Here is a 25777-nt window from a genome sequence, read left to right as displayed (position 1 = left end):
TAACTCTACGGTTATATTATCGCTATGATAGACACCCTTTTTAGGGAATAGTTTATGATTCAACTGACTTTATATACCACTTCCGGATGTCACCTGTGTGAACAAGCTGAACAAATGCTCAATTTTCTGCAAAAGCAGCAGGTTTGCCGATGGGTAGCTGTCGAGATCAGTGAGGATGATCGTCTGGTTGATCGTTATGGTGTCCGGATTCCGGTCATCGCGTCAGCAGAGGGCAGGGAACTTGGCTGGCCATTTACCCTTGAGGCGTTGAATCAGTGGCTGATAACCCCCGTTTCAGGATAGGATAGCAACATCGACGGTTGTTAATTGGCAGGGATCGCATGATTAACTACGCTCTGGCTCAAAGACGAGAATCGCGTGCCAGGATGGCATCGTCCGGGCTTAATGACAGTAACACTGGAAAGAACGTGTCTGACGACAAAAACCGCCTCCTCAAACTGGCAACCTATGCCTCAGTGGCAACGGCAAGCCTGCTGATCATTGCCAAACTTATTGCCTGGTTTATGACCGGCTCCATGAGCCTGCTGGCTACCTTGCTGGATTCCACCATGGATATTCTGGCCTCCCTGATCACATTATTTGCCGTCAGGATTGCCATTGCGCCAGCGGATGAAGACCATCACTTTGGCCATGGCAAGGCTGAGCAGCTTGCCGTTCTGGCTCAGTCAGCATTTATTGGTGGTTCGGCCATTGTTCTGGTGCTTAACTCGCTTGACCGGATAACCGGTGAGGACGTGATGCTGGAAAATGAAAGCGCCGGTATTGTGGTGATGGTCTTTTCCATCATTGCCACACTGATCCTGTTATCCATACAGCGCTATGTCATCCGAAAAACCAACTCAGCGGCTATAAAATCGGACTCACTGCATTATCAGGTGGATCTTCTGACCAATATTGCGGTGCTGGCTGCGCTGATTGGCACCAGCTATGGCTATCACCAGGTAGATAATGTTCTTGCCCTGCTGATTGGCGGTTATATGTTGTTCAGTGTCAGGAGTCTTGCCTGGGATTCCATCGAGCAGTTGATGGACAAGGCACTGCCTGAGGAAGAACTTCAGGAAATTGAGAAACGGGCCCTCTCGGTTGACGGTGTTCTGGGTATTCATGACGTTAAAACCCGGATGTCCGGCTCAACCCCGTTTATTCAGATGCATCTGGATCTTGAGCCACATACGCCGCTGATCTATGCCCACGATCTCGGCGTTCAGGCCAAGCGGGCAGTGCTTGACTACCTGCCCGAAGCGGATGTTATTGTCCATCTTGACCCGGAAGGGCATGATCACTAGGAGGCTGACCGAGAATAGACTGCCCTACTGCGGTGGCAGCAAATTGGTCTAAAAAGTCGGAAATTTTTAGTAAATAGAACCACTATTCACTAAAAATTTCCGACTTTTTATCCTCAATTTTCTGCCATCCTCGCTACGGGGTCGCCTAGACGGGCGCTATTCTCGGTCAGCCTCCTGGAGATTAAAGAATTCCAGTGATGTTGCCCTGGCTTGCCGGACAACCTGTTCCGGGGATTGCCCGGTGTGCGTGGCGATCATTTGCACAACCTCAAAGAGAAAGGCTGGTTCATTTCTCCGGTTTTTCGGCTTTTTCGCCAATGTTCTTGGCAGCAACCATGGTGAATCGGTTTCCACCATCAATCGGTTTGCAGGAATATCTTTCATCAGCGGGAGAAGATGGGTTCCCCGTCGTTCATCACAGATCCAACCGGTAATGCCAATATGGCAGTCCAGGTCCAGATATCGATACAGGGCTTTCTTATCGGCTGTGAAGCAGTGTACAACCAGTTTGCTGACCTGATCCCGGTAATTTTTAATGATATCTGCAAAACGTTCTGAAGCATCCCGCTCATGGCAAAACAGTGGCAGGCCAGACTCAATAGCCAGCTCCAACTGACGCTCAAATACTTTCTCCTGAACAGGCCGTGGGGAAAAGTCACGGTTAAAATCCAAACCGGTTTCGCCAACGGCCACCACCTCTGGTTCACTGTATAAGGCTTTCAGCTCTTTAAAGGTCTGGGTATTGGCATCTTTGGCTCCATGCGGATGGATACCGGCGGTACAAAAGCAGTGTTTTGAATATTTTCTGGCCAGCCCCAGTACCTTCTGTGACTCTGTCAAAGAAGTACCGGTGAGGATCATGGTGGTAACACCGTGCTCAACCGCACGACTGACAACTTCATCACGATCCTGGTCAAAAGCCTTATCACTGAGGTTAACGCCTATATCCACCAGCTGCTGTGTCATTGAGAATCCTGTTATAACCCGTATGTTTGCCGGATATTTTGCTGTTGATTCTGCTTATAAACAAGGTTCTCATCAACAGGCAATAGCCGTATCCTTAGGCGCTAATATTTTCAGGCTAAAAAATTTACAGGAGCAATGGCGGATGCAAGTCACCGGGCTGGCGATCTACCCAATCAAATCAACCAGGGGAATACCCCTGGAAAGCGCCCATGTCACCCGAAGAGGTTTTGAGCATGATCGCCGCTGGCTGTTGACGGATGAACATGGCAAGTTTATCACTCAACGGCAATATCCAGAGCTGGCAACCGTGGTCACATCCATTGTTGATGGGGGATTACTGATTACCCGGCCAGCGGTCGAGAACCTCTATGTAGCGATACCGGAGGAGGGCGCTTGCTCTTACACAGTAACGGTTTGGAAAGACGATTGTCAGGCACTGGATGCCGGGGATGCTGCTGCCCAGTGGTTCAGTGATTTCCTGGCTATACAATGCAGGCTGTTTTATCAGCCGGAACGATCAATAAGACCAACCGATACCAGATACTCCCGGCCAGAGGATCACACCAGCTTTGCCGATGGTTTCCCTTTCCTGCTCACCAATGAAGCATCTCTGGCTGATTTGAATCAACGCCTGACTGATGCAGTGCCGATGTCCCGCTTCCGTCCCAATATTGTTATCAGTGGTCAACAGCCCTATGAAGAAGACACCTGGTCAGTGATCAGGGTAGGAGAGATCACATTTCGGGTAGCCAAACCCTGTTCACGGTGTGTAATGACCACTGTCAACCCTGAAACCGGACAGAAAGAGGGGAGGGAACCACTATTTACGCTGGCGCAATATCGTCGAACGAAAATGGGGGTTATCTTTGGCCAGAACCTTACTCCGGATCGGGAAGGCATTATCCGGATAGGCGATAAAGTTTCGATTCTGGAATATTGAGTTATTCAGGTAATAGCAGATGCTATTGCCTGATGTCTTTTTTCGTCAGGCCACAATAGCCCTGACCTTTGCCAAAGCCTCATCAACGACCGATTTTGAAGCCCTTTCCACCTTTTTTATGTGTCTTGCCTGGTAATCTACCGTTCGAACCTGCTGGCACACTACAACCCCGGAAACCTGATTGCCCGCTATTGAAACTTCAAAGGCATGACCACGGGCAGTGGAGGTGACAGGTGCTACCAGAACCAGCTTTGTCCTCTGGTTAAATGCTTTTGGAGATAAAACCAGTGCAGGCCGAGCCTTCTGTATTTCCACGCCTCGCGTTGGATCAAAGTCAACCCAGATCACATCGCCACGCTCGGGAATATACGCCATTACAGAAGCTCCTCTCCCTTTGGTGCATCATTGAGCCATTCCCGATCTTCTTCATCCAGAATGAAGGCACTGGCAGGACTGGCTGATAGCAGTTCGTCCATTGTGTACTCTTTATGGGAGCTGGCAGGTTTGATAACGATCTCACCATCAATTGCTTCAATCGTGATACTGCTATTTACCTCAAGGCCAGCTTTAGCGAGAACTTTAGCGGGTAATCGCACAGCCGCGCTATTACCCCATCGCTTGATTTCAGTTTCCATGTAAAACCTTTTTAGTATCTATCTATGTAGATACTAGATAGCAGTCAGAAAAGTGTCAACAAATGTATATACCTTTCACTCTTGAAGATCATTTCTGTGCCATCTTTCTATCTTGCCTGCGACCTGCGATCACCAGAAGGCAGGGCGTCAGAACCAGTGTCAGCAGAGTGGCAAAGGCCAATCCCCCGGCAATGGATGTTGATAGTTGATTCCACCACTGGGCAGTTGGGCCACCAATCTCAAGTCGATGGTTGAACAGATCAATATTGGTGGAGAGCACCATTGGCATCAGGCCCAGAATAGTAGTGACGGTGGTCAACATCACCGGTCGCAGACGCTGGGCACCGGTTCGGAGAATCGCTTCTTCGGCCTTCATGCCCTGTTTGCGCAACACATTGTAGGTATCAATCAGCACGATATTGTTGTTGACCACGATACCCGCCAGGGAAATGACCCCAATACCGCACATCACAATGCCAAAGGGTTTTCCTGCCAGAAGCAAGCCAAATAATACACCTCCGGTAGACAGTACCACCGCTGACATAATCAGGAATGCCTGATAGAAGCTGTTGAACTGAGTCACCAGAATCATGGCCATCACAAACAGGGCAACCGCGAATGCCTTGATCAGGAACTGACTACTTTCCTGCTGATCTTCATTCTGTCCTTTGATGGTAAAGCTGACTTCCTGTGGCACCTCCAATGCATCAAGCTTGGCCTGCAACTCGGGCAGCAGGTCATTGAGCAGAATGCCTTCGGCCAGGTTGGCACTGACCGTAACGGTTCTTTTACCATCCAGATGCTTGATACTGTCAACCTTGGGGGCAATTTCCCGGGTCGTGAAGTTGTTGATGGGGACCAGGCCCGCCGGGGTCATCAGCCGGAGCTGATCAATGCTCTCCAGGTGGCGGTCTGACTCAGGAAAACGAATACGAATGTCCACTTCATCACTGCTGTCATCCGGACGGTAACCGCCCACCGTTAAACCCGAGGTCACCATCCGTACCAGACCACCGGCACTGCTGACATCGGCACCATAGCGGGCAGCTCCGGCACGGTCTACATCGATGCGCCACTCATAGCCGGAAGTAGGGCCGTCGTCTTCCAGATTGGTAAAGCCATCAATGCCGGTCAGAACCGTTCTGACTTTGCCCACGGTCTCGTGGAGGACATCAAGGTCTTTGGCACTGACCACCAATTCCAGGGGTTTACCCTGGGGAGGGCCATCTTTTCTTCGTTCAACGGTGATATCAAGACCTGCGAAATGGGCAAGCTTCTCATTAATCTCTTCTGCCACCAGGGCTGCTTTCCGGCGATATTTCCAGTCCACCATATTCAGGCGGATGGTCCCCACTTCCTGGTTATCACCGGTTCGTGCATACAATGTTTTTAATTCTGGCTGTTGCAGCAGGATTGCTTCCACACGTCGCAGAATCTCATCCTTTTCATCTATGGACAGGTTGCTGGAGTTCACGCGCACCTTGATGATGATGTTATTGGTGTCAACATCAGGAAAGAACTCAATGCCTTTGCCAAAACTGATAAAGGCAAAGTAAATGGCTACCACCATCGCCATACCAGAGAACAGTATTTTTAAAGGGTGCTGGATCGCTTTGGACAACGTGCGTATATATACACCGGCCCAACCTGGAACATTGTTTAAATCTCCGGTTTCCGCTTCGGTGATGGACTTTTTTTCCAGCTCACTGAGTTTTCTGGGCTTACCTATCAGGGAACCGATGGTTGGGATAAAAATCAGCGCCATCACCAGAGATGCAGAGAGGGTGGCAATCAGGGTTAATGGCAGGTACTTCATCATCTCACCCATAATGCCCGGCCAGAACATCAGCGGGAAAAAGGCCGCAAGTGTAGTGGCTGTGGACGCGATGATTGGCCATGCCATGCGTAACGAGGCTTCCTGATAGGCCTGCCTGCGGGCAACCCCCTCACTCATTTTCCGGTCGGCATATTCGGTGACCACAATGGCACCATCAACCAGCATACCAACGGCGATCATCAGCGAGATCAGGACCACCATATTAATGGTTAAGCCCATCATGGCGATGATCAGAATACCGGTCAGAAAAGAGCCGGGAATGGCGATGGCTGCCAACACGGCGCTGCGCAGGCCCAGCGCCCCGACAATCACCGTTACCACCAGAGTGATGGCCGCCAGAACACTGTTCTGCAGGTCGTTGACCATATCCACCACATCCACTGACTGATCACCCACATAGTCAACCTTCAGGGTTTTCGGTGCCAGTTTCTGGCCTTCAGCAATAATGGCTTTGGCCAGCATCACGGTTTCAATAATGTTTTCCCCGGGGCGCTTTTTGATTTCCAGGGCGATACTGTTGTTGCCGTTCATTCTGGCGTAACCGCCACCGTCCTTGAAGGTACTGAGAACGCTGGCAATATCACCAAAAGTAATGACCCGATCACCGTCCGCCTTGACGGGTTGGGAGAGGATATCAGCCACGGTTTTGTAGACAGCAGGGACCTTGACCGAGAACCGTCCCTTACCATTGTCCAGGTTGCCGGCAGCAACCAGCTGGTTGTTCCGGGAGACCAGATTGATCACATCCGCAGGCACCAGCCCGTAACTTTCCAGCTTGAGAGGATCAATAATAACGTCAACCACTTCCTCTCGGTCTCCGGCGATATCCACCTCCAGAATCTGCTTTCTGGATTCCAGTACATCCTTAAGTTCCCGGGCGATTCTCACCAGTGCGCGCTCGGGCAAATTGCCAGACAGTACCGCCGTAATCACCGGTTGCATACTGGCAAAGGAAATCTGGTTGATAATGGGCTCATCGGTATCCTGTGGCAGCTTACTTTTAGCAAGGTTAACCTTATCCCTGACGTCTGCAAGGACCTCATCCGTATCCAGTCCGGCGATAAACTCCAGAGTAATGGAGGCATGGGACTGGGATGCGGTGGCCTTGAGTTCCTTTACACCTTCTATCGCCCTGAGTTCATTCTCCAGGGGCAGTACCAGCAGCCGTTCGGCATCTTCCGGCGAGATGCCTTCGTGTGATACGGAGATATAAATGACCGGAATCGTAATATCAGGGTTCGACTCCCTGGGAATGGTAAGATAGCTGGCCAGCCCGGTCATCAGGATTAACGCCAGCAGCATCATGACCGTACGGGTCCGCATGAGTGATGCAGCAATCAGACTTTGCATTGGCCATTACTCCCCGGCAACCAGAGAAACATCAGGGTTGATGACATCAACCTGATCACCGGACCGAACAAAGCCCTGACCACGGGTAATGACCCTGGCCTGTTCGGGAATGCCTGTCACCCAGAGGCGGTCACTTTCCGACTTGACGACATCTACGGGGGTGAACTCGACCCGATTGTCCATTGTCACCCATTTAATCCCCGGTTCGCCTTCCTCACTCAACGCAAGCCATGCAGGACTTATTTCCAGTGCCATAACTGCTTCCATCAACAGGTCGGCTTCAACGCTGAGGCCTGCGGGAACTTTCATATCAGGGTTCGGGATGGTTAGCTCGACAGAAAATGTCCGGGTTGATGGATCAGCCTGTCGATCAATAAACCGGATAGTGGCTTCGCTGGTTGCTCCACCGAGAAACCGGACAACCGCTTTCTGGCCGGAGGTAAAATAATTAATGTGATTCTGGGGAACATCGACATGGACCACCAGTGGGTCAAGGTCGAGAATTTCAGCCACCGGTTTTCCTTTATCAATAAAGTCACCAACTTCCACATAGCGCTTGTTAAGAATGCCGGAAACGGGGGCCTTAATCAGGGTATTGTCCCAATGCGTCTGGAGCTGCTCTTTTTGCGACAGCGCCTCAGCCAGGGAAGCCTCTAGCTGAGTAATCTGATTATCAGCAATGTGTTTTTTCTTTTGCAGCATAAGGGCTGACTGGTAATCCTGCTCAGCTTGTCTGACACGAGCTTCAGCAGACTTCAGTTGAGCCTTCAGACTGCCTTCACGTAGCCGGATGATTTCGTCGCCCGCCGCCATCAGCTGACCACGTTCAGCACTGATATTAATAACCCGGGCTGCCAGTTCAGCACTGACTGTGACGGTCCGGTCAGTTTCCGTGGTGCCATAAAGTGTCAGTGTGCGATTGACCGGTGATTGCTCAAAGTGAGAGGCCTGGACGACGGGAATAACCGCATTTTCCAGACTATCCCGGGAAGGAGGGCTGACTTTTTCAGCGTCGTTAATATTAACAACATCCGCAGTCAGCAGGTAGATACCAATGCCAACCGCTATAACACTGGCGGCTAACCATGAGCCGTTCACATTGACTAACTTTTGCACTCTTGTTTACCCCAGTATCATATTTTTATTCTGAGCTGGCAGTCATTGCCCTGACGTATTTCATCGTCTATCCGGCGAGTTACCGAAGCACTGATAAGGATCATTTATAAAAAGTACAACGCCGGACGCGTATTAGTATCCATAAGATCCGGAATTCTCGCAATATCCCATAAGAAATGCGACCAGTTTCTTATAGTTCAACCGGGTGATGAAAGGAAAGGGGAGAATCTGACCACCATTTCTGAAGTGATCAGAGTTCTGAGTGAATGGAATGCGTTAGTTCACAGTTTTAGCATCAGGAGTAGATTGCCCCAGGGAGTATAATACCGGACGAAGAACATCCGACATTGGGTGTTCATAATAATGATGTGGCACATGGTGATAGCCAAAGCTGGCAAAGGTTAAAACCGTTTGAAGCCCATGGGCAAGAGAAGGCTCGGCAATCATTTCCACAACCGTATGCGCTAAATGCATGTGACCAAAGAGGTTTTCCCATGCACCATGATGGTGATCATGGTAGTGCTTCTGACCACCACTGATAAATTCACTGACACCATGGCTATGGTCAATTATCTCGGCAATATGGAAACCGGAACTTATCAGACTGGTCAAGGTATGATACGCCGTGGGTCCAATGCCAACAGAGCCGGCAAGATTTTTCATAAAGGCAAAGTGTGAATGATGATGACCATGGCTTGTTATGCCCAGCAATGAGCCGCTGTATTTGATAAAGTCCATGCCGTGCAACACCAGGCCAACCAGATCACCATAGCCGATGATGGTTTTGAATATTGGATCTCTGTACAGTTTCCAGCGATCAAGTACGTAGATACATTCCGGAATATTTTCCTGGTTGAATATAAGGACCATCGAGTAACTTTCACCAATATCCAACACCATAAAATCGCCATGGACAGAGCTTGCCAGCTTCTCTGAATCTTTAAATGAAAGGTTGTGTGGTTCCGGCTTAAATAAGTGCAGGGTTTGGGAGTTCCTGGTTGTACCCGTCAGGTAGTCCGCTGCCTCGGTAATGTTGTCTAATTCTTTTTTGGCATGATGGATTAAGGACGGGTGTAGATGCGCAATCACAGTCCTGGTGGTCGGATTGTCTTTATCACCAAGCGACAGTTCATCATAATCAATACCTAACGGAATTTTGGTTTCCCTGCTGTCTTTTTGTACGGTGATGGAACCAAGCTCTGATAAGTCACTTAAATCTCTTTGAAAGTGCCCCTGAAACTTCATTTCTGCTAAAGAGGGCAGGTATGGAAAATCACCATCCTGTTCAAATTCCAGGACAGATTCACAAGCATTATTTTGGTCAGAGCATTGCACACAAATATGACCTTTAAATGTCCCCTTACCCAGGTAATTTAATGATATTTCATGCTTTTTTACACCGTCATCCAGTCCTGCCAGACAATACCCGGGAAGAGAAACAAAGAGAATGATAAAAAGCATTCTGCCTTTTTGCAAAGCGTTCATATTTATATCCCAATCATTTGTTATTGAATGGGGTTAGAATAGTCAGGCTTTGCCAAGATGCAAATACGAATGATTATCACATGGCAAACAGAATAAAGATTCTCAATATCTTATAAAAAATAATTTATATTAACTCAGAAAATTCAGCGATGACGGGTGCATGATCAGAGGGCTTTTCCATGGCTCTGATTTTATAATCCATAAAAATGGATTGGCATATCTGCATTAAAGAGTTGGTTGCAAGAATAGAATCTATTCTCAAGCCACGCTTTGGCTCACTGTCAAACCCACGGCTACGGTAATCAAACCAGCTGAAGAGATTGTCTTCATCAGGATATAGCTCCCTGAAACAATCAGTTAGCCCCCACTCAAGAAGTCGGTCAAACCATTCCCGTTCTTCTGGCAAAAAGCTGCATTTGCCGGTTCTTAGCCATCGTCTGGCATTAGCGGGACCAATGCCAATGTCCAGGTCTGTATGAGAGATATTAAAGTCACCAATCACTAAAATATTGGAGGAGGGGGAACAGGAGTTTTGCAGATAAGCCTGTAAATCATTGTAAAACCTGGTTTTATCGGCAAATTTGGTCTCGTGGCTGCGATTTTCTCCCTGGGGGAAATAGCCATTAATGACTCTCAACATTTGCCCGTTCAACTCATAGTCGCCAATAATAACGCGACGCTGGGCGTCAGGCAGGTCCGTAGGGAATCCTTTTTGAACACTCACTGCAGGCGTCTTACTGAGTAATGCAACGCCGTAATGGGTTTTCTGGCCATGATACAAGACGCTGTAGCCCAGATCCTCAATGGCTTTCACCGGGAAGTCTTGATCAGATACTTTAATCTCCTGAAGGCCTATCAGATCAGGACTATGGTCATCAATTACCCGGGAGAGTTGATGCAAGCGCGCCCTCACACCATTTACATTAAAACTGACTATTTTCATCGTTTTATCATAACCTTAGGGCAGTTTCAGAGTTGTCTGGGTGTTGCCATCGAGAGGGTGTAACCAATATTACTAATTTAACATAATATATATTATGCGAATATTAATATCATCGACACAAACACTGTCTCTCAGAAAAAATAACACCTGTCATGGGCTTTATTCACGACAAAATATACGTAATGTATTTTTTTAGAGAATTTTTTCCAAAAATCGTTGTCTAACACTTTACCAATATTAAGGAGACACTGCTCATTAGACGTCATCGTGCTCTATCCGCCTTCAGTCGTAATAATTGGCGGGTTGAATGACGATCCGGATGCTCCATGACTGAAAGGATCGCCCTCTGAGCGTTTGTTTCCTAACGTAACAGTTTTGTTACTCATTGCCGAAATGTTTAACGACTGTGAACGGAAACTTGCTATAACAGTAGAAAACTGTCTAACATTTACTCTGGTATAGCAGTCGCCGTAACAGTTGTACAGACTAGGCTTAAGCCTAATAGCATGGAAAGTAAACGACGCTACTAGTCCACAACAAACCTCATAACTAACTAGAGAAAGGTAACTGCCAATGACTTTAAAAGGTCTTATCAAATTAACCCAGTTGATGCAGGAACAACCACTGACGGTTATCCAATGGCAAATTCTCCTCGTGGTTGCAGAAAACCCCGGGGAAACCATTACAGATCTTGTCAATGCTGAAAAGCTCACCTGTGGCACCCCAAGTGATATCGCGGTCAGCGTGAAACGTCTGGGTGAAGGACGGCACGACAGGCCTGGCCTGGGGCTGATCAAAAAGGTTCAGCACGAAGATGATGGTCGCTATTTCAAGTTGACGCTGACGGCCAAAGGCAAAAAACTGGTGGAAAAAATCAAGCAGAAAGCTCGATATCTGAAATGAACAAGCCAGTATCACCAGGGCTCTACACGGTTGTGGGAGTATTGTAGAAGTTACTCTTTAGGGCCCTAACCCTTCTCTCCTCTATTCTTATCCTCACTATTTCCACCGCTCATTTTTCTTCGGCATTTTAGGGCTGTCGAGAAATCCGGATCTTCCTCACTTATTCCTAAAGCAACCCGGTCTCGTCTTAGGGACGCAACGACACGTCGAATTACCCAATAAAACGTCAACAGGCTCTGCCCTCTGTCTATTGCTACCCATATTCGCTATCAAATACAAATTACTGCCGGTAAGTTCAGTTACCGGCAGTAAAGTTTTATATTGTGAGACTGATAATACTGGTATTACAATACCGGTATTATTGGTTCTATATTTTGGGATACTACAGCGAATATGAAGAACTCAGAGCAGGACAAAGTCAGAAGGCAGCACATTTTCAGCATCCTTGATGATTTGAAAGAAAAAGGTGAGAGAATTAACGCCGACAAAGTCGCCCGCATCGGAAAAATGGGGAAGCAGACTGTGCTGCCTTATTACAATGAATGGCGATATTTAGGCGCTCTGGGCGAAGCCGAAGAGCTTGAATTGCCGGAGGATCTGGTCAGAGGCCTGAAAAGAGGAATTGCCCAATGGAAGCATCAGTTATCCGAAGAGCAGCGGGATTTTACAGAGGCCGCTAACCAGGAGATCGATGAGCTAAAGGAAAGCCTGAATCAACTGCTGGAAAAGAATAGTCAACTGTCCCGCAGCAACTCTGAACTTCAGGTTCAGGTTCAGCAGATCGGTGCAGAGCTCGATGCTACCAGACTCAGTTTGCAGCAGAGAAATCAGGACCTGAAAGAACTGGAATCACTGCTGAAATCAGAACAGAGACAAACTGAACAACTGCAATCTGCGGCTGCTGAGCAAAAAGCCCTTCATCTTCAGGCCGTCAGTAACCTGGAGAAACAGATGGATCAACGGAGCCAGGAGCAACTGAATCACTGGATTGGCGTGGTCGATGATGAGAGAAGGTTAAAGCAGGGATTGGAAAAGAAGATAAGCAACCAGCTCCAGGAACAGCAGGAGTTAAAAAAACACAATCTGGAGCTGCAAAGCCGATTGGACAGCAAGTCGAAGGCATATATTCAGGTCTGCGAAGAAAGAAACAGCCTGTCTTCAGAGAAAAGCAAGACAGAAGCCACGGTTCAGCTTGCTAATCAGCTAATGGTGCTGCTGGACAGTGATCAGGGCAATCTATTAGGCGCAGTGCGCAACCTTCTGGTGGGAGCCAGGGAATCCAATATGATGCAAGAGCAATACAGGACCGCAATTTCAGATAAAGAAAAGCTGGAGAGTCGGCTGCTGGAAACAGAAGAGCGACTTGATGAAATCAGCACTCTTCGACTTGAACTTGAAAGAGCCCGTGGTATTGCCGAGGCTTTTGAAAAAGCACTGTCTCAAAAAACCGATACTCCTGAGGTAGCGCAGTGAGCCAGCCGATTCACCCTTCTGTTTTTTTGAATGCCCTCCCCGCCCTGCCCGCTCATCATGGTGCAAATGACAACATGATGGGAGCAGGCAATGATGGTGAAGCAATGGTGCTTTTCCTGAACAAGTCCGGGGCCCGCTCAGAAGAGACCCTGCGCCGTTATGAGCGAGAAATAACCAGACTGACAGCGTTTTTATACTTTGAATTGCGAATTGGGTATAAAGATGTGCGCCTTAAACACCTGCAAGCCTATGTCAGCTTTATCCAGAACTTACCACCGCGCTGGCTAATGCCTGGTATCCTTCCCGGTCAGCCGGAGAGGATTATGTTCAGGTCACCCATCAAGCCGGGAAAAAGCACCGATCAGGTTATTGATGTGCTGTCCTCTTTTTTCTCTTTTCTGGAGAAAAATCGTTATACCGCTGGCAATCCAGCCGCATCACTTATTCGGTCGGGTGAAAAGGTGGCCCGGGGCAACACCATCATCCGATATTTTTATGATAATGAGTGGCAATTTATTAAAGAGTGCCTGGCAAGCCTGCCAATAGGCACCGAAAGAGAACGGATGGAATCAGCCCGAACCCGCCTTATCCTCTCTTTAAGTTATGGGCTGGCTTTACGGGAATCTGAGCTGACCGGGCATACCTGTTCAGATATACACCCCGATAATGACAACGGTTTTTATCTCAGTGTTTTGGGTAAGGGCAGAAAAAGAAGGCAGGTTCCCCTGAATAAAGTGCTTCAACAGCAAATCATTGAATACAGGCGCATGAATGGATTCTCAGGCCTGTACGGAGACCCTTTTCCCCTGGCACCAAAAACACGCAAAACCGGGGGGCTGATCACCCCGCTTTCAGCCCGGGGGCTTCGATTCTGGTGGCGATCCTTTATGGAAAATTGCCAGAGCAAGGCCTCACCGGATATCAGGCACAGATTACAGGGGCTGCCATTTCACACCCTGCGCCATACGGCGCTGACACACCTGGCTCGAAAAATGGATATCGAAGACCTTGCTATATTTGCAGGTCATGATTCAATCAATACCACAAGCCAGTATTACCATGCAGAAGCAAGTAGACTGAAAAAGATGGCTGCCGATCATCATATCTGATTACGCTGAAAAGAAGACCATATCACCATGAAGAATTGTTTTTACCAGTGATAAAGGAGGAATTCTTCCGTAAATGGTCTGGGGACTGATTACTCATACATCAGGGAAGGTCATGAACTATTGCCAGGGCTGTAAAAAACCACTCAAAGGCCAATGCGTTAAGGCAATGGGTATGCGCTGGCACCCGGGGTGTTTCAGGTGCAGTGGCTGCAGGAAGCCATTCGCAGGAAAGGCTTTTGTCGTATTCAGGAACCGGGCCTTTCATCCTGACTGCCTGAGGTGTCCGAGTTGCAGAAAGCCCGTCAAGGGAAACTATGTGGAACTTGATAAAATGGCCTGGCACCCGATTTGCGCACAAAAGCAGACCGCCCCACTCTGCTCTGTCTGTCGGAACCCTCTCACCAGAAACTACTTTGTGGACTTTTGGGGCAATGCTTTTTGCAATAACCATGATGGGCATCCGGAGTGTTCCAGCTGCAGTCGGCTTGTTTGTGAAAATCTCACCAATGGCGGTATGCAGTATCCCGACGGGGTTGTTATCTGCAACAAATGCAGTCTCAATGGCGTTTCTACCCAGGAGCGCGCGGACCGCATTGCTATTGAAATGCGCTCAGCCCTGGCATCGGTTGGACTTAGTCTTAACTCGACACAAACACCTGTGAAACTCTGTGGCCGTGATGAACTAAATGACGCCAGCCATCATGACTTTCATGATAATCACCCCATTCTGGGAGTTACCCGAACCACGACAACTCACCGGAAAGGACAGATATTAGCCAGAAATTTTGACTGCATTTTAATCCAGATCAATCTGCCGGAAGAACATTTCCGAACCGTAATGATTCATGAGCTCACCCATGCCTGGTTTTTTTACAATTATTATGAAAATCTGCCGCTGAAGGTAGAGGAAGGAATGTGCGTTTTAATGGAGTATATCTGGTTAACAAACCTTAACACCAAAGATGCTGAATTTCGAAAAAAGCAGATAGAGCTGAGTGCCGACCCAATTTATGGCGATGGATTTCGGGAGGCCAGAGAATCATTGAAGCATATGCCGCTGAGCACACTACTGGAATTTATCAGGGATAAACAGAAATTCCCCGGCCGCTGGAGTTCTTTCTTTTTTTAAAGGAAGGAAAAGAAATGGAGGCGAGTACCGGAGTCGAACCGGTCTAAATGGAGTTGCAGTCCACTGCATAACCGCTTTGCTAACTCGCCCTTCTGAAAAGAAGAAAGATGTTTGGTGCCCGAGGCCGGACTCGAACCGGCACGATCTTGCGATCGAGGGATTTTAAGTCCCTTGTGTCTACCAATTTCACCACTCGGGCAGTACTTGAATAGTACAGAGTAAAAGTATAAAAAAACAGACTCAGCCTGTAATTTTATTCTGGAGGCGAGTACCGGAGTCGAACCGGTCTAAATGGAGTTGCAGTCCACTGCATAACCGCTTTGCTAACTCGCCAAAATCTGGAGCCTGGTCTGTTCTTGATGTAAGAGACAAACCTGAACATTGAAAGCTTCAATGTATCGTGCTCGTATTTATGCAATTAAATAACATAAACTGAATAATTGGAGCGGGAAACGAGGTTCGAACTCGCGACCTCAACCTTGGCAAGGTTGCGCTCTACCAACTGAGCTATTCCCGCACGCTTTTTTGAAAATCGGCAATCGATAATCAAGAACCAAAGCTAGACGACTTTGGCTAACTGCCTGTCAGCGCCCGAACACGAAGCGTATTTTAGGTTTTTTTGCTTTGATGTCAACCGCTTTCCGTCACATCAGTCAGGCTTATTGAACGGAGAAAGATCTGGCCAGGCAGCCTTCAGATAAATATACATGGACCATAGTGTCAGAATTGCCGAAAGGTACAGCAAAACAATACCAAGTAAACCAATCCAGGAATCAACAGGCACTGGCGATAATAGCAGTAAGGTAATGGCCGCCATTTGAGCCATGGTTTTCGCCTTACCGATCATGCTCACGGCAACACTGGTCCGCTTACCCAGTTCAGCCATCCACTCTCTCAGGGCCGAGATGACGATCTCCCGACCAATAATGATCAGAGCCGGCACCGTCATCCAGAAGGCACGAAACTCATCAATCAGCAGGCACAGCGCCGTGGCAACCATTATTTTATCAGCAACCGGGTCAAAGAATGCGCCGAAAGGGGTTGTCTGGTTGAGCCGACGGGCAAGATACCCATCAAACCAGTCCGTTGCGGCAGCGAAAGCAAATATTCCAGCACAGGCAAGGTAACTCCACTCAAATGGGAGATAAAAAATAACGACGAGAAATGGGACCAGAACAATTCGTGTTAGTGTTAGAAAATTCGGGACGTTCATAACTACTTAATTAAGCCCTTGTGCTGTAAGGCTATGAAGCATGCAGCTGGCAGCCTTGGGACGGTATTGGGACGGTTTGACATAGCGCCTTGCTCTTTCGGGATGATCCCAGAAATCAAAGCAGGGCATACGGTACACAGTCCTGCTCTTCGGTGCTAGTCATTATGAAAATATTCATGTATCTGCTGCGCCAGCTTCAGACTGATGCCCTCAACTTTCTTCAATTCTTCGATGGTTGCACCACTCACGCCTTCACGACCACCAAAAAACTTCAATAGAGCTGATCGCCTTTTGCTGCCAATACCCGGAATATCTTCCAGCACGGAACGGTTTCTGGCCTTTTGCCTGCGCTGTCGATGCCCGGTGATGGCAAAGCGGTGTGCTTCATCCCGGATCTGTTGTATCAACAGCAATGCTGCGTCAGCACCTTCGGGGTTGAGCTCCTGATCCTGGTAAATCAATGTTTCAAGTCCGGGCTTTCGGGTTACCCCCTTGGCAACCCCAAGCAGGGGAATTGGCAATTGCAGCCTGGTCATCACCTCCGACGCCTTTCCTAACTGCCCCTTACCCCCATCAATAATGATAAGATCCGGCCTGGCCCCCTCCCCTGCATCTGCCTCCGCCAGTTTCTGATAACGCTTATCAAGAGCCATCGCCATGGCGGCATAATCATCCCCGGGCTCTATACCAGTGATATTGTAACGACGGTATTCACTGAACACCGGCCCTTCCGGACCAAATACCACACAGGACGCAACGGTTGCCTCCCCCATGGTATGGCTGATGTCGAAACACTCCATACGCAGGATGGGTTGCTCAATGTCCAGCAAACCCTTAAGTTGTGCGTATCGCTGGTTTAAATGGCTCTTGCTCGCCAGGTGACTTTCAAGATTCTGCTGCGCATTTTTATTAGCCAAACCTAACCAATCGTGCCGTTCAGAACGTACTTTGTCCTTGATCTTGATTTTCTTGCCAGAAACCGCCTGGATCGCGTCTTCAATAGTATCTGCACCGGCCAGCCCAAACGGAACCACGATCTCCTCGGGAAAATCACGACTGGCAAACAGCCTTACATAGAACTGGGCCATAAAATCTTCCAGGTAATCAGACCGTTCAGCTTCCAGCTTAAAATCAGGAAAGTAATATTTATGACCAAGCAACCTGCCAGAACGAACAAAAAGCACATCAAAACAGGTATTGCCACCCATTTGGGCAAACCCGATCACATCAATATCACCGGCCGACTTGGTCACCGTCTGCTGTTCCTGAACAGCCCGGAGGTGGTTGATTTTATCCCGGGTTGCCGCCGCCTCTTCAAAATCCAGGGATTCCGCAGCATCTTCCATGCGCTTTATCAGCGAACGGATTAACTGCTGGTTTTTGCCATCCAGGAATTGCCGGGTATCCTCAAGATCCTGCTGGTACTCTTCTTTTGAGACCAGGCCAACACAGGGGGCCTTGCAACGGTTGATTTGATATTGCAGGCAGGGCCGGGTTCTATTGTTGAAATAGATGTCAGTACACTGACGTATCTTAAAAATCTTCTGCAGCAGGTGCAGGCTTTCCCGAACCGCTCCGCTACTGGGGTACGGCCCAAAATACTGGCCTTTTTGTCGTTTACGTCCACGACAGGAGTCCATCCTGGGGAAATCATCATCACCGGAGATATAGATATAGGGGTATGACTTATCGTCCCTCAGCAAAATGTTGTAGGGTGGCTTTCTGTCTTTTATCAGGTTTTGCTCAAGCAGCAGCGCCTCAGTTTCAGTGTGGGTAATCGTCAGTTGAATATCAGCAATCTTGCTTACCAAAGCCATGGTTTTGGTGGTAAGACCCGTTGCCCGGAAGTAGCTTGAGAGACGATTTTTAAGATTTTTCGCTTTACCGATATAGAGTGTTTTGCCACGGTGATCACGCATATCATAGACACCCGGACGGCTGGACACCTTTTCCAGAAATGATTTGTGATCAAACTTTTTGCTTTCTTCACTACCTGTCATGAACCACCAGACAACGGTTATCAAATCAACTGCTCATTATATCTTCACAGCGCGGTAGAAACGAATAAGCCTGCATTTTTCAGTACAGGTAACAGTATTTTCGGGCATCAGCACCGGGAGTAGCGGAAGGAACTCAACAAGAGGTTCATCAGAGCCTGTAAGGCAGCGTTCACTCTATGGTATCTACCAGGTCATGGCGAATAGCCAAGTGTGTCAGCTCTACATCACTGGTGATATTCAGCTTTTCAAACATCCGGTAGCGATAGCTATTCACCGTTTTGGGACTCAGGCATAACTTATCAGATATGGTCTGTACTTTCTCGCAATTAACAATCATAAGAGCTATCTGCATTTCGCGATGAGAGAGCTGATTGAAGGGTGACGCACTGTCTGGCTCTATAGCTTTTAAAGCCATTTGCTGGGCAATTTCCGGGGAAATGTATTTCTTTCCGGTAAATACAGTGCGAATGGCCGTAACCATTTCGGTAATATTTGAACTTTTGGTGACGTAACCTGACGCGCCGGCTTCAAGCAGCCTGGTGGGAAATGGGTCATCCATACAGACGGTTACGGCAATAATTTTTGCATGAGGGTTGATCTGGCAGATTTTCCGGGTAGCTTCCAGCCCGCCAATGCCGGGCATTCTGACATCCATTAACGTAACATCCGGAGCAAATTCCCGATAAAGGCTGATAGCATCTTCACCACTGACAGCCTGGGCAACAATTGCAATACCCTCAACATCAGCTAACATGCGAGAAATTCCAGCTCTCACCAAATCATGATCATCCGCAACCAGAACTCGTATCAAAATCTACTCCGGTATGTTTCTTATCGCTTTATTGTGAAAGATTATGCACAGAGTTGATGGAGCTTAAAACCCCGGGAGAAAAAAAAGGCATAAAACCAGTAGAAAAGTACCACTTTCAACGAAAGTGGTACTTTTTATAAAAGGAAGTTGTCTATTGATCAGAGCTTGCCTTCAAGTTCCGGAATAGCTTCAAACAGGTCTGCTACCAGACTATAGTCTGCAACCTGAAATATGGGCGCTTCTTCATCTTTGTTGATAGCAACAATGACTTTACTGTCCTTCATTCCAGCCAGATGCTGAATAGCTCCGGAAATACCAACGGCGACGTACAGCTTGGGAGCAACAATCTTACCGGTTTGTCCGACCTGCATGTCATTGGGTACATAGCCTGCATCCACGGCAGCACGGGAAGCACCGACTGCAGCGCCAAGCTTGTCCGCTACTTTGTAAAGTAACTCGAAGTTCTCTCCATTACCCATGCCACGACCACCGGACACAATGATGTCCGCAGCCGCCAGCTCAGGACGGTCAGACTGAGCCAGCTCTTCACTGACAAAGCTCGATACCCCTGCATCATGACTGCTGGCGACGGTTTCTACACTGGCAGATCCACCTTCCGCAGAAACCGGGTCAAAACCTGTGTTACGAACGGTAATAACCTTGATAGATGCACTGGACTGAACCGTGGCAATGGCATTACCGGCGTAGATCGGACGAGCAAAGGTATCTTCGCTTTGCACACGGATGATGTCGGATATCTGATCAACATCCAGTAAAGCTGCCACCCTTGGCATCATATTTCTGGCATCGGTTGAGGTGGATGCCAGTAGGTGAGAGTAATCCTTGCCCAGTTCGGCAACCAGCAGACTGACATTTTCTGCCAGTCGGTTTTCCAGTGCAGCATTCTCGGCCAGCAAGACTTTTGATACACCCGCTACGGCAGAGGCCTGCTCTGCAACTCCGCTACACCCGGACCCTGCAACCAGCAGGTGAATCTCTCCCCCGATTGCGGTAGCAGCTGCGACCGTGTTCAGAGTTCCCGCTCCGAGCGAGCTGTTATCATGATCAGCAACGACTAGTATGGCCATTAGATCACCTTCGCCTCATTTTTTAATTTTTCTACCAGCTCATCCACGCTGGCCACCTTGATACCCGCCTGTCGTTCAGCCGGTGGTTCTACTTTGATCGTCGTTAAAGTAGACGACACTGCTACGCCGAGGTCTTCTGGTGATTTGACATCCAGAGGCTTACGCTTGGCTTTCATAATATTGGGCAGTGATGCGTAACGCGGCTCATTCAGACGCAAATCCGTGGTAATCACTGCGGGCAGCTTCAGGCTTAACGTCTGTAAACCGCCGTCCACTTCACGGGTAACATTAACGTTATCACCGTCAACATTGACTTCTGAGGCGTAGGTTGCCTGAGACATACCGGCAAGTGCCGCAAGCATCTGACCGGTCTGGCCATTGTCACTGTCGATGGATTGTTTACCCAGAAGAACAAGGTCAGGCTTTTCTTCATCCACAATGGCCTTAAGCAGTTTGGCAACTGCCAGGGAACCCAGCGGCTGATCAGTCTGAACCTGAATGCCTCGGTCTGCACCAAGAGCCAGCGCTGTTCGTATCTGCTCCTGGCACTCTTTGGCACCAAGGGATACGGCAACGATTTCTGTAGCGACACCTTTCTCTTTGAGTCTTACTGCTTCTTCAACAGCAATTTCACAGAAAGGGTTGATTGCCATTTTGACGTTGGTGAGATCGACGTCAGTGTTATCCGCCTTCACTCGAACCTTGACGTTATAGTCAATGACTCTTTTGACGGCTACTAATATTTTCATGAGTTCGCAGCCTTCCCTTCTCGTTATTGGCCAGGTCTTGAATTGTCGAGCAGATAACGAACAACCGGACAGACAAATTTTATTATCATTCAGCAACCTGTGTTCACACATCTGCTTGAGCGCAGTCTACCAGTACGTCAATAAGGGTTCAAACGTATGTTTCAATCAGTTCACTCAGATATTCTTATTTAAGACAGGTGTCTGTTACTATGCATTACCGGAAATACACCTGATTCTGCTGATTGCAGAATAGCTGTGGGGGACAAGATAGCAGCTGTTCAGCAGCCGGAACATTTCTGGGCATAGGTATTAATAACTAATGACGTGTTGTCCATTCGGGGAAACACTGAGTATAATGCCAAGCAATTTCAAACAGTTGTTTGAATACCGTTCTGAAAATAACACTCCGACAGGGAGGAAGCTCATCATGGAACGCGAATCCATGGCATTTGATGTCGTTATCGTGGGTGCAGGCCCTTCCGGCTTGTCAGCCGCCTGTCGGCTGATGCAATTGTCTCAGGAGCAGGATAAAGAACTTAGTGTCTGCGTTGTCGAGAAAGGCTCCGAAGTTGGCGCTCATATCATCTCAGGGGCAGTTTTTGAACCAACGGCGCTTAATGAGTTGTTTCCCAATTGGCAAGAGCTGGGTGCGCCGTTAAATACTCCAGTGTCATCCGATGATATTTATGTACTTCGTTCTGAAGAAAAATCCATAAAAGTACCCAACCTGTTTGTGCCTAAAACCATGCACAATGAAGGCAATTACATCATCAGTCTCGGCAATCTCACCCGCTGGCTGGCGGAGCAGGCCGAGTCACTTGGGGTGGAAATTTTCCCGGGATTCGCCGCCCAGGAAGTGCTGTTTAAAGACGATGGCAGTGTCAGGGGCATTGCCACCGGAGATATGGGGATTTCAGCCTCCGGTGACGAGAAAGACAGCTTTATGCCAGGTATGGAGCTGCACGCCAAATACACGCTCTTTTCCGAAGGATGTCGCGGGCATTTGGGCAAGCAACTTATCAGCCATTTTAAGCTGGATGAAGGGCGTGATCCTCAACATTATGGCATCGGCATTAAAGAGCTGTGGGATATCGCACCCGAGAAGCATCAACAGGGCCTGGTGGTTCATACTGCTGGCTGGCCACTGGCTGAAAGCGGGTCTACCGGTGGCGGATTCCTCTACCATCTGGAGAATAATCAGGTAGTACTGGGCCTTATTACCGATTTGAGCTATTCAAATCCGCATCTTAGCCCTTTTGAAGAGTTCCAGAGATTCAAAAAGAGTCCGGTTATCAAACAATACCTGGAAGGTGGAAAACGGGTTTCCTATGGCGCAAGAGCACTGGCCAAAGGTGGGCCGCAATCATTACCTGAGATGACTTTTCCGGGCGGACTCCTGATTGGTTGTGACGCCGGAACCATGAATGGCGCCAAAATAAAAGGCTCCCATACCGCCATGAAGTCCGGCATGATTGCGGCAGAAGAAGTATTCAAGTCGGTGAGTGCAGGCTCTGAGGGCGGCAATAAACTGGAATCCTTTGATGAGGCATTCAAAGCGTCCTGGCTCTATAAAGAACTACATCAGCAACGGAACTTCGGTCCGGCCATGCATAAATTTGGTAACCTCTTTGGTGCCGCCTTTGCCTTTGCAGACCTCAATATTTTCAATGGCAAATTGCCATTCACCCTGCACGATACCACTGCGGATTACGCCCAGCTTAAGCCTGCGGCAGAGTCCAGCCCCATCAACTACCCAAAACCTGATGGTGTGATCACCTTTGACCGGTTGAGTTCAGTGTTCCTCTCGAATACTAATCACGAGGAGGATCAGCCTTGTCACCTGAAGCTTAAAGACGCAACCATTCCGCTTAAGCAAAACCTTCCGGCTTATAATGAGCCAGCACAAAGGTACTGCCCCGCTGGGGTTTATGAGATTGTGGTGGACGAGAATAGCGGAGAAAACCGGTTTCAGATCAACAGCCAGAACTGCGTTCACTGTAAGACCTGTGACATCAAGGATCCCGCTCAGAATATCACCTGGATTGCCCCGGAAGGTGCTGGCGGCCCGAATTATCCAAACATGTGACCTTTCCTGCGATGAGGGTGGTTCAGCCACCCTCAACAACTCCCAGGGAATAGTTTTGCCCCTGACTGCGAATGCTTAACTCTATCCCCTCAGCCACCCGGGTTTCAACGGCCTCTGCCACTAACTGGTAAAACACATTGCGATTTACCAATGCATCCAGTCGATCTCTAACCCGGATATAAGGCACGAATTCTCCGGTTTTCATACTTTTGATCATTTTCAAACCGTGTTCATTGCTAAGCACTACCTCATCACCAACATTGGTGGTAAACAGGTATTCGGGTCCATTCGCACCATCCCGAACCTCAGCAGAAACCGCGACAAATGGCGCATCATCCACCTGAATTCTTACTTTTTCTACCGGAGTAACCAGGTAGTAATGGCCATCATCATCATGCCTGAGAACTGAAGCAAACAGCTTCACCATTGATTCCCTGCCAATGGGGGAGCCATTGTAGTGCCAACGGCCATCCCGACTGATGCGCATATCAATATCACCACAGAAAGGAGGGTTCCAGCTGTGTACCGGAGGCAATCCTTTTTTCTTATTCAAAAACTGCAGATTTGCCACAATATTTTCCGGCTTTGATCCATTGTTCACAAAGCATACTCCCATGCTTGCTGGCTATTCAGCCCATTATTATGCCTTATTTGGTAATAACAGCTTTTTGATGTTTTTCAGGGTGCTTGCCATCAAGCAGATGAACTCATGAAAAAATGTCAAATTTATATCAATTCATAATGTAAAGAATAACCAATGCTAACATAAAGAAATAAAGATTGGCTCAGGACTGGAGTATGGAACTCTTCAAAATGGTTGCGGGATGCCTTACAGACTGGCTAAGCCACAACGTTCAGGAAAGAACAAGCCCTCTGTGTGATTTTGAACGTGTCAGGCATGAAATTAAACCCTGCGATGTTCTGTTGGTTGAAGGAAGATCCAGAGTCAGCCGGGTTATCAAGCAAACCACTCAAAGCCCCTGGTCCCATGCCATTCTTTACCTTGGCCGACTACACGATATTGAGGATGACAGAATTCGCCAGATTGTCAGTGAATCCTATGGCGGCTCCCCTGATGAACAACTGATTATTGAGAGTGAACTGGGAATCGGTACCGCTATCCAGCCCCTGAAAAACTATGAAGGTGAGCATTTGCGGATATGCCGACCTAAAGGTCTGAGCTACAGTGACAGCCAGAAAGTCATACACTACGCAACCAGCCGCCTGGGTATGGATTACAATGTCAGGCAGATTCTTGATCTTGCCCGGTTCTTCTTCCCCTACTCTTTCCTGCCCAGAAGACTTGGCTCCTCATTATTTCAGCATTCTCCGGGCCAGGAAACAAAAACCGTCTGCTCAACCATGATTGCTGAAGCTTTTAGTTTTATCCACTTTCCCATCCTGCCCCTGGTTAAACACGATGGCGATGCTGGCGTACAACTCTTTCAACGAAATCCGAAACTTTGCACGCCCCGTGACTTTGATTACTCCCCCTACTTTCAGATTATCAAGTATCCATTTCTCGATTACAGTCATCACGCAGATTATCGACTATTGCCCTGGCATGGTCAGCGGGTGCTGGAGGGTCGAGAAGCGGATTTTTATATGTCTTCCCAGCAAATTGAGCAGCTACAGAAAGAAAGCACTGTGGATCATGAGGTTTTGAGTGATGCGGCTCCCCTCTCTCCTGATAAGAAAAACAGCGGTGAGAGCGGCTCTTTTTCTTCAACTCACTGATCACTCCAGGCGCATGATACCATTTAATCATTTTCCGGGTTTTTGATGCATAACAAACGAAATGCCGTGCATGCAGACAAAAGCAGACAATGCCAACTTGTTCTTCGCCTGACCAACTAAAAATCTTTAAGAGCCTCGTGGATCAAGGCCTGAAACATAAAAGGCAGCCAAAAAGAAACCCGCGCTTCTGGGGGAAGAAGACACGGGCTAAGACCATTAGGAGTGAAACATAGGTACACAATCCAAGTACCAAGGTCATTACTGACCTAGGCTGATTTGATCGTAGGGGGAAGTCGATCAAACCAGCATCGTAAGTATGATTCAGAATCAAAATACGTCCATTGAAGATTAAGATCATTTTATAATATTAAGAGAAATTCAAAGAAATCAATAGCTCACGGCTCACATTCGCCATTTGGGCGTGTGATTTGAAGCAGGATGAACCACTCTCAAAATCAAAGCATGAGGACCCAGGCACTGATTCATACGCACGCAAAGGGAGCTCACTCTGGGCGAAATACCCAGAGTATCGGGGGATCAGGAAACGGGGGCATTCATCTGTTCATATAAAGTATCGCAACGCTGTGCCAATGCCCGATCAATAGCCAGCACGCCACTACCCTCATCGGATTGATGGGTTCCCCAGGCAATAGCTACCTTGCCCCACTCAATAACAATTCGCGGATGGTGAACATGAGCTTCAGCCAGACAGGCAATGGCGTTACAGAATGCCAAAGCTCGAGAGTATTTTTTAAAGTCGAAGGATTTTTCAATATGATCAATGCTGTCATACTGACAGGAAACCCAGTCATTCATACGTGCACTCCTGTTATTGAATAAAAACCGAAATTCAGTCTAATTCAAATATAAGGGGATGGCACCAGAAATGCCGGTAAGTAA

Annotated in this window: 24 protein-coding genes, 4 tRNA genes and 1 pseudogene; 11 read left to right on the top strand and 18 right to left on the bottom strand. The window is 48.1% G+C overall.

Annotated features, from left to right (window positions below; all coding sequences use genetic code 11):
• Positions 1 to 54 precede the first annotated feature (54 nt).
• Together CX664_RS20550 and CX664_RS20545 are read left to right on the top strand one after the other, a co-directional pair.
• The gene (locus CX664_RS20550; protein ID WP_101748540.1) at positions 55 to 303 is read left to right on the top strand and encodes a glutaredoxin family protein; all 249 of its coding nucleotides are present in this window, start codon (positions 55 to 57) and stop codon (positions 301 to 303) included.
• 125 nt (positions 304 to 428) lie between these two features.
• On the top strand, positions 429 to 1307 hold the full coding sequence (locus CX664_RS20545; protein ID WP_244910702.1) for a cation diffusion facilitator family transporter: 879 nt from the start codon (positions 429 to 431) through the stop codon (positions 1305 to 1307).
• A 156-nt stretch (positions 1308 to 1463) separates the two neighbouring features.
• On the opposite strand, the gene CX664_RS20540 is transcribed toward CX664_RS20545, so the two are convergent.
• Positions 1464 to 2273, bottom strand: a complete 810-nt coding sequence (locus CX664_RS20540) for a TatD family hydrolase (protein ID WP_101748538.1) — start codon at positions 2271 to 2273, stop codon at positions 1464 to 1466.
• Between the two features lie 142 nt (positions 2274 to 2415).
• Between CX664_RS20540 and CX664_RS25875 the strand changes: the two genes are divergently transcribed.
• Complete coding sequence (locus tag CX664_RS25875; protein ID WP_180966569.1) at positions 2416 to 3213, top strand: MOSC domain-containing protein; 798 nt, start codon at positions 2416 to 2418, stop codon at positions 3211 to 3213.
• A 45-nt stretch (positions 3214 to 3258) separates the two neighbouring features.
• Here CX664_RS25875 and CX664_RS20530 read toward each other — a convergent pair whose 3' ends face one another.
• The 6 genes from CX664_RS20530 to xthA all read right to left on the bottom strand — a co-directional run bounded on the left by CX664_RS20530 (position 3259) and on the right by xthA (position 10579).
• Positions 3259 to 3588 (bottom strand): type II toxin-antitoxin system PemK/MazF family toxin, encoded by a 330-nt coding sequence (locus CX664_RS20530; RefSeq protein ID WP_101748537.1) that lies wholly within the window; start codon positions 3586 to 3588, stop codon positions 3259 to 3261.
• Entirely contained in the window at positions 3588 to 3848 is a 261-nt protein-coding gene (locus CX664_RS20525) for an AbrB/MazE/SpoVT family DNA-binding domain-containing protein (RefSeq protein WP_101748536.1), read from the bottom strand. The genes CX664_RS20530 and CX664_RS20525 overlap by 1 nt, the downstream gene beginning before the upstream one ends.
• A gap of 88 nt (positions 3849 to 3936) precedes the next feature.
• The gene (locus CX664_RS20520; protein WP_101748535.1) at positions 3937 to 7035 is read right to left on the bottom strand and encodes an efflux RND transporter permease subunit; all 3099 of its coding nucleotides are present in this window, start codon (positions 7033 to 7035) and stop codon (positions 3937 to 3939) included.
• A 6-nt stretch (positions 7036 to 7041) separates the two neighbouring features.
• Positions 7042 to 8151 (bottom strand): efflux RND transporter periplasmic adaptor subunit, encoded by a 1110-nt coding sequence (locus tag CX664_RS20515; protein WP_101748534.1) that lies wholly within the window; start codon positions 8149 to 8151, stop codon positions 7042 to 7044.
• A gap of 276 nt (positions 8152 to 8427) precedes the next feature.
• The gene (locus tag CX664_RS20510) at positions 8428 to 9636 is read right to left on the bottom strand and encodes a hypothetical protein (RefSeq protein ID WP_146000179.1); all 1209 of its coding nucleotides are present in this window, start codon (positions 9634 to 9636) and stop codon (positions 8428 to 8430) included.
• 124 nt (positions 9637 to 9760) lie between these two features.
• A complete protein-coding gene (gene xthA / locus CX664_RS20505) occupies positions 9761 to 10579 on the bottom strand; it encodes an exodeoxyribonuclease III (protein WP_101748532.1) in 819 nt (272 codons plus the stop codon).
• 82 nt (positions 10580 to 10661) lie between these two features.
• On the opposite strand from xthA, the gene CX664_RS28305 reads away from it, so the two are divergent.
• From CX664_RS28305 to CX664_RS20485, 6 genes and pseudogenes are all read left to right on the top strand, one after another.
• On the top strand, positions 10662 to 10775 hold the full coding sequence (locus CX664_RS28305; protein WP_420810382.1) for a hypothetical protein: 114 nt from the start codon (positions 10662 to 10664) through the stop codon (positions 10773 to 10775).
• 377 nt (positions 10776 to 11152) lie between these two features.
• A complete protein-coding gene (locus CX664_RS20500; RefSeq protein WP_020583484.1) occupies positions 11153 to 11482 on the top strand; it encodes a MarR family winged helix-turn-helix transcriptional regulator in 330 nt (109 codons plus the stop codon).
• Between the two features lie 393 nt (positions 11483 to 11875).
• Positions 11876 to 12955 (top strand): coiled-coil domain-containing protein, encoded by a 1080-nt coding sequence (locus CX664_RS20495; RefSeq protein WP_101748531.1) that lies wholly within the window; start codon positions 11876 to 11878, stop codon positions 12953 to 12955.
• Complete coding sequence (locus tag CX664_RS20490; RefSeq protein ID WP_101748530.1) at positions 12952 to 14064, top strand: tyrosine-type recombinase/integrase; 1113 nt, start codon at positions 12952 to 12954, stop codon at positions 14062 to 14064. The genes CX664_RS20495 and CX664_RS20490 overlap by 4 nt, the downstream gene beginning before the upstream one ends.
• 73 nt (positions 14065 to 14137) lie before the next feature.
• Positions 14138 to 14335: pseudogene (locus CX664_RS28300) on the top strand (LIM domain-containing protein); the annotation flags it as partial.
• 45 nt (positions 14336 to 14380) lie between these two features.
• On the top strand, positions 14381 to 15193 hold the full coding sequence (locus tag CX664_RS20485) for a protein DA1 (RefSeq protein WP_244910701.1): 813 nt from the start codon (positions 14381 to 14383) through the stop codon (positions 15191 to 15193).
• Positions 15194 to 15208: 15 nt separating this feature from the next.
• On the opposite strand, the gene CX664_RS20480 is transcribed toward CX664_RS20485, so the two are convergent.
• From CX664_RS20480 to CX664_RS20440, 9 genes are all read right to left on the bottom strand, one after another.
• Positions 15209 to 15282 (bottom strand) — tRNA-Cys (locus CX664_RS20480).
• A 23-nt stretch (positions 15283 to 15305) separates the two neighbouring features.
• Positions 15306 to 15392: transfer RNA gene (locus tag CX664_RS20475), tRNA-Leu, on the bottom strand.
• A gap of 60 nt (positions 15393 to 15452) precedes the next feature.
• A tRNA-Cys gene (locus CX664_RS20470) sits at positions 15453 to 15526 on the bottom strand.
• A gap of 108 nt (positions 15527 to 15634) precedes the next feature.
• A tRNA-Gly gene (locus tag CX664_RS20465) sits at positions 15635 to 15710 on the bottom strand.
• A gap of 132 nt (positions 15711 to 15842) precedes the next feature.
• Positions 15843 to 16406: a CDP-diacylglycerol--glycerol-3-phosphate 3-phosphatidyltransferase gene (gene pgsA / locus CX664_RS20460; protein WP_101748528.1), complete on the bottom strand. Its 564-nt coding sequence runs from the start codon at positions 16404 to 16406 to the stop codon at positions 15843 to 15845.
• Between the two features lie 155 nt (positions 16407 to 16561).
• Complete coding sequence (uvrC, locus tag CX664_RS20455) at positions 16562 to 18406, bottom strand: excinuclease ABC subunit UvrC (protein WP_101748527.1); 1845 nt, start codon at positions 18404 to 18406, stop codon at positions 16562 to 16564.
• 169 nt (positions 18407 to 18575) lie between these two features.
• Positions 18576 to 19217, bottom strand: coding sequence for a UvrY/SirA/GacA family response regulator transcription factor (gene uvrY / locus CX664_RS20450; RefSeq protein WP_101748526.1), 642 nt, complete (start codon positions 19215 to 19217; stop codon positions 18576 to 18578).
• Between the two features lie 158 nt (positions 19218 to 19375).
• Complete coding sequence (locus CX664_RS20445) at positions 19376 to 20305, bottom strand: electron transfer flavoprotein subunit alpha/FixB family protein (protein WP_101748525.1); 930 nt, start codon at positions 20303 to 20305, stop codon at positions 19376 to 19378.
• A complete protein-coding gene (locus tag CX664_RS20440; RefSeq protein ID WP_101748524.1) occupies positions 20305 to 21054 on the bottom strand; it encodes an electron transfer flavoprotein subunit beta/FixA family protein in 750 nt (249 codons plus the stop codon). Before CX664_RS20440 ends, CX664_RS20445 begins: the two co-directional genes overlap by 1 nt.
• Positions 21055 to 21481: 427 nt before the next feature.
• Between CX664_RS20440 and CX664_RS20430 the strand changes: the two genes are divergently transcribed.
• The gene (locus CX664_RS20430) at positions 21482 to 23140 is read left to right on the top strand and encodes an electron transfer flavoprotein-ubiquinone oxidoreductase (RefSeq protein WP_101748522.1); all 1659 of its coding nucleotides are present in this window, start codon (positions 21482 to 21484) and stop codon (positions 23138 to 23140) included.
• 22 nt (positions 23141 to 23162) lie between these two features.
• On the opposite strand, the gene CX664_RS20425 is transcribed toward CX664_RS20430, so the two are convergent.
• On the bottom strand, positions 23163 to 23711 hold the full coding sequence (locus tag CX664_RS20425) for a DUF1285 domain-containing protein (protein ID WP_244910700.1): 549 nt from the start codon (positions 23709 to 23711) through the stop codon (positions 23163 to 23165).
• A 227-nt stretch (positions 23712 to 23938) separates the two neighbouring features.
• Between CX664_RS20425 and CX664_RS20420 the strand changes: the two genes are divergently transcribed.
• Positions 23939 to 24877 carry a YiiX/YebB-like N1pC/P60 family cysteine hydrolase gene (locus CX664_RS20420; protein ID WP_101748520.1) on the top strand — a complete coding sequence of 313 codons (939 nt, stop codon included), beginning with the start codon at positions 23939 to 23941 and terminating at the stop codon, positions 24875 to 24877.
• A gap of 537 nt (positions 24878 to 25414) precedes the next feature.
• On the opposite strand, the gene CX664_RS20415 is transcribed toward CX664_RS20420, so the two are convergent.
• Positions 25415 to 25693 (bottom strand): 4a-hydroxytetrahydrobiopterin dehydratase, encoded by a 279-nt coding sequence (locus CX664_RS20415; protein ID WP_101748519.1) that lies wholly within the window; start codon positions 25691 to 25693, stop codon positions 25415 to 25417.
• Positions 25694 to 25777 lie beyond the last annotated feature (84 nt).

The organism is Endozoicomonas acroporae, from assembly GCF_002864045.1.
Classification (GTDB): Bacteria; Pseudomonadota; Gammaproteobacteria; order Pseudomonadales; family Endozoicomonadaceae; genus Endozoicomonas; species Endozoicomonas acroporae.
Note: the sequence above shows the minus strand (reverse complement) of the source record. Positions and strands in the feature narration are given on the sequence as shown.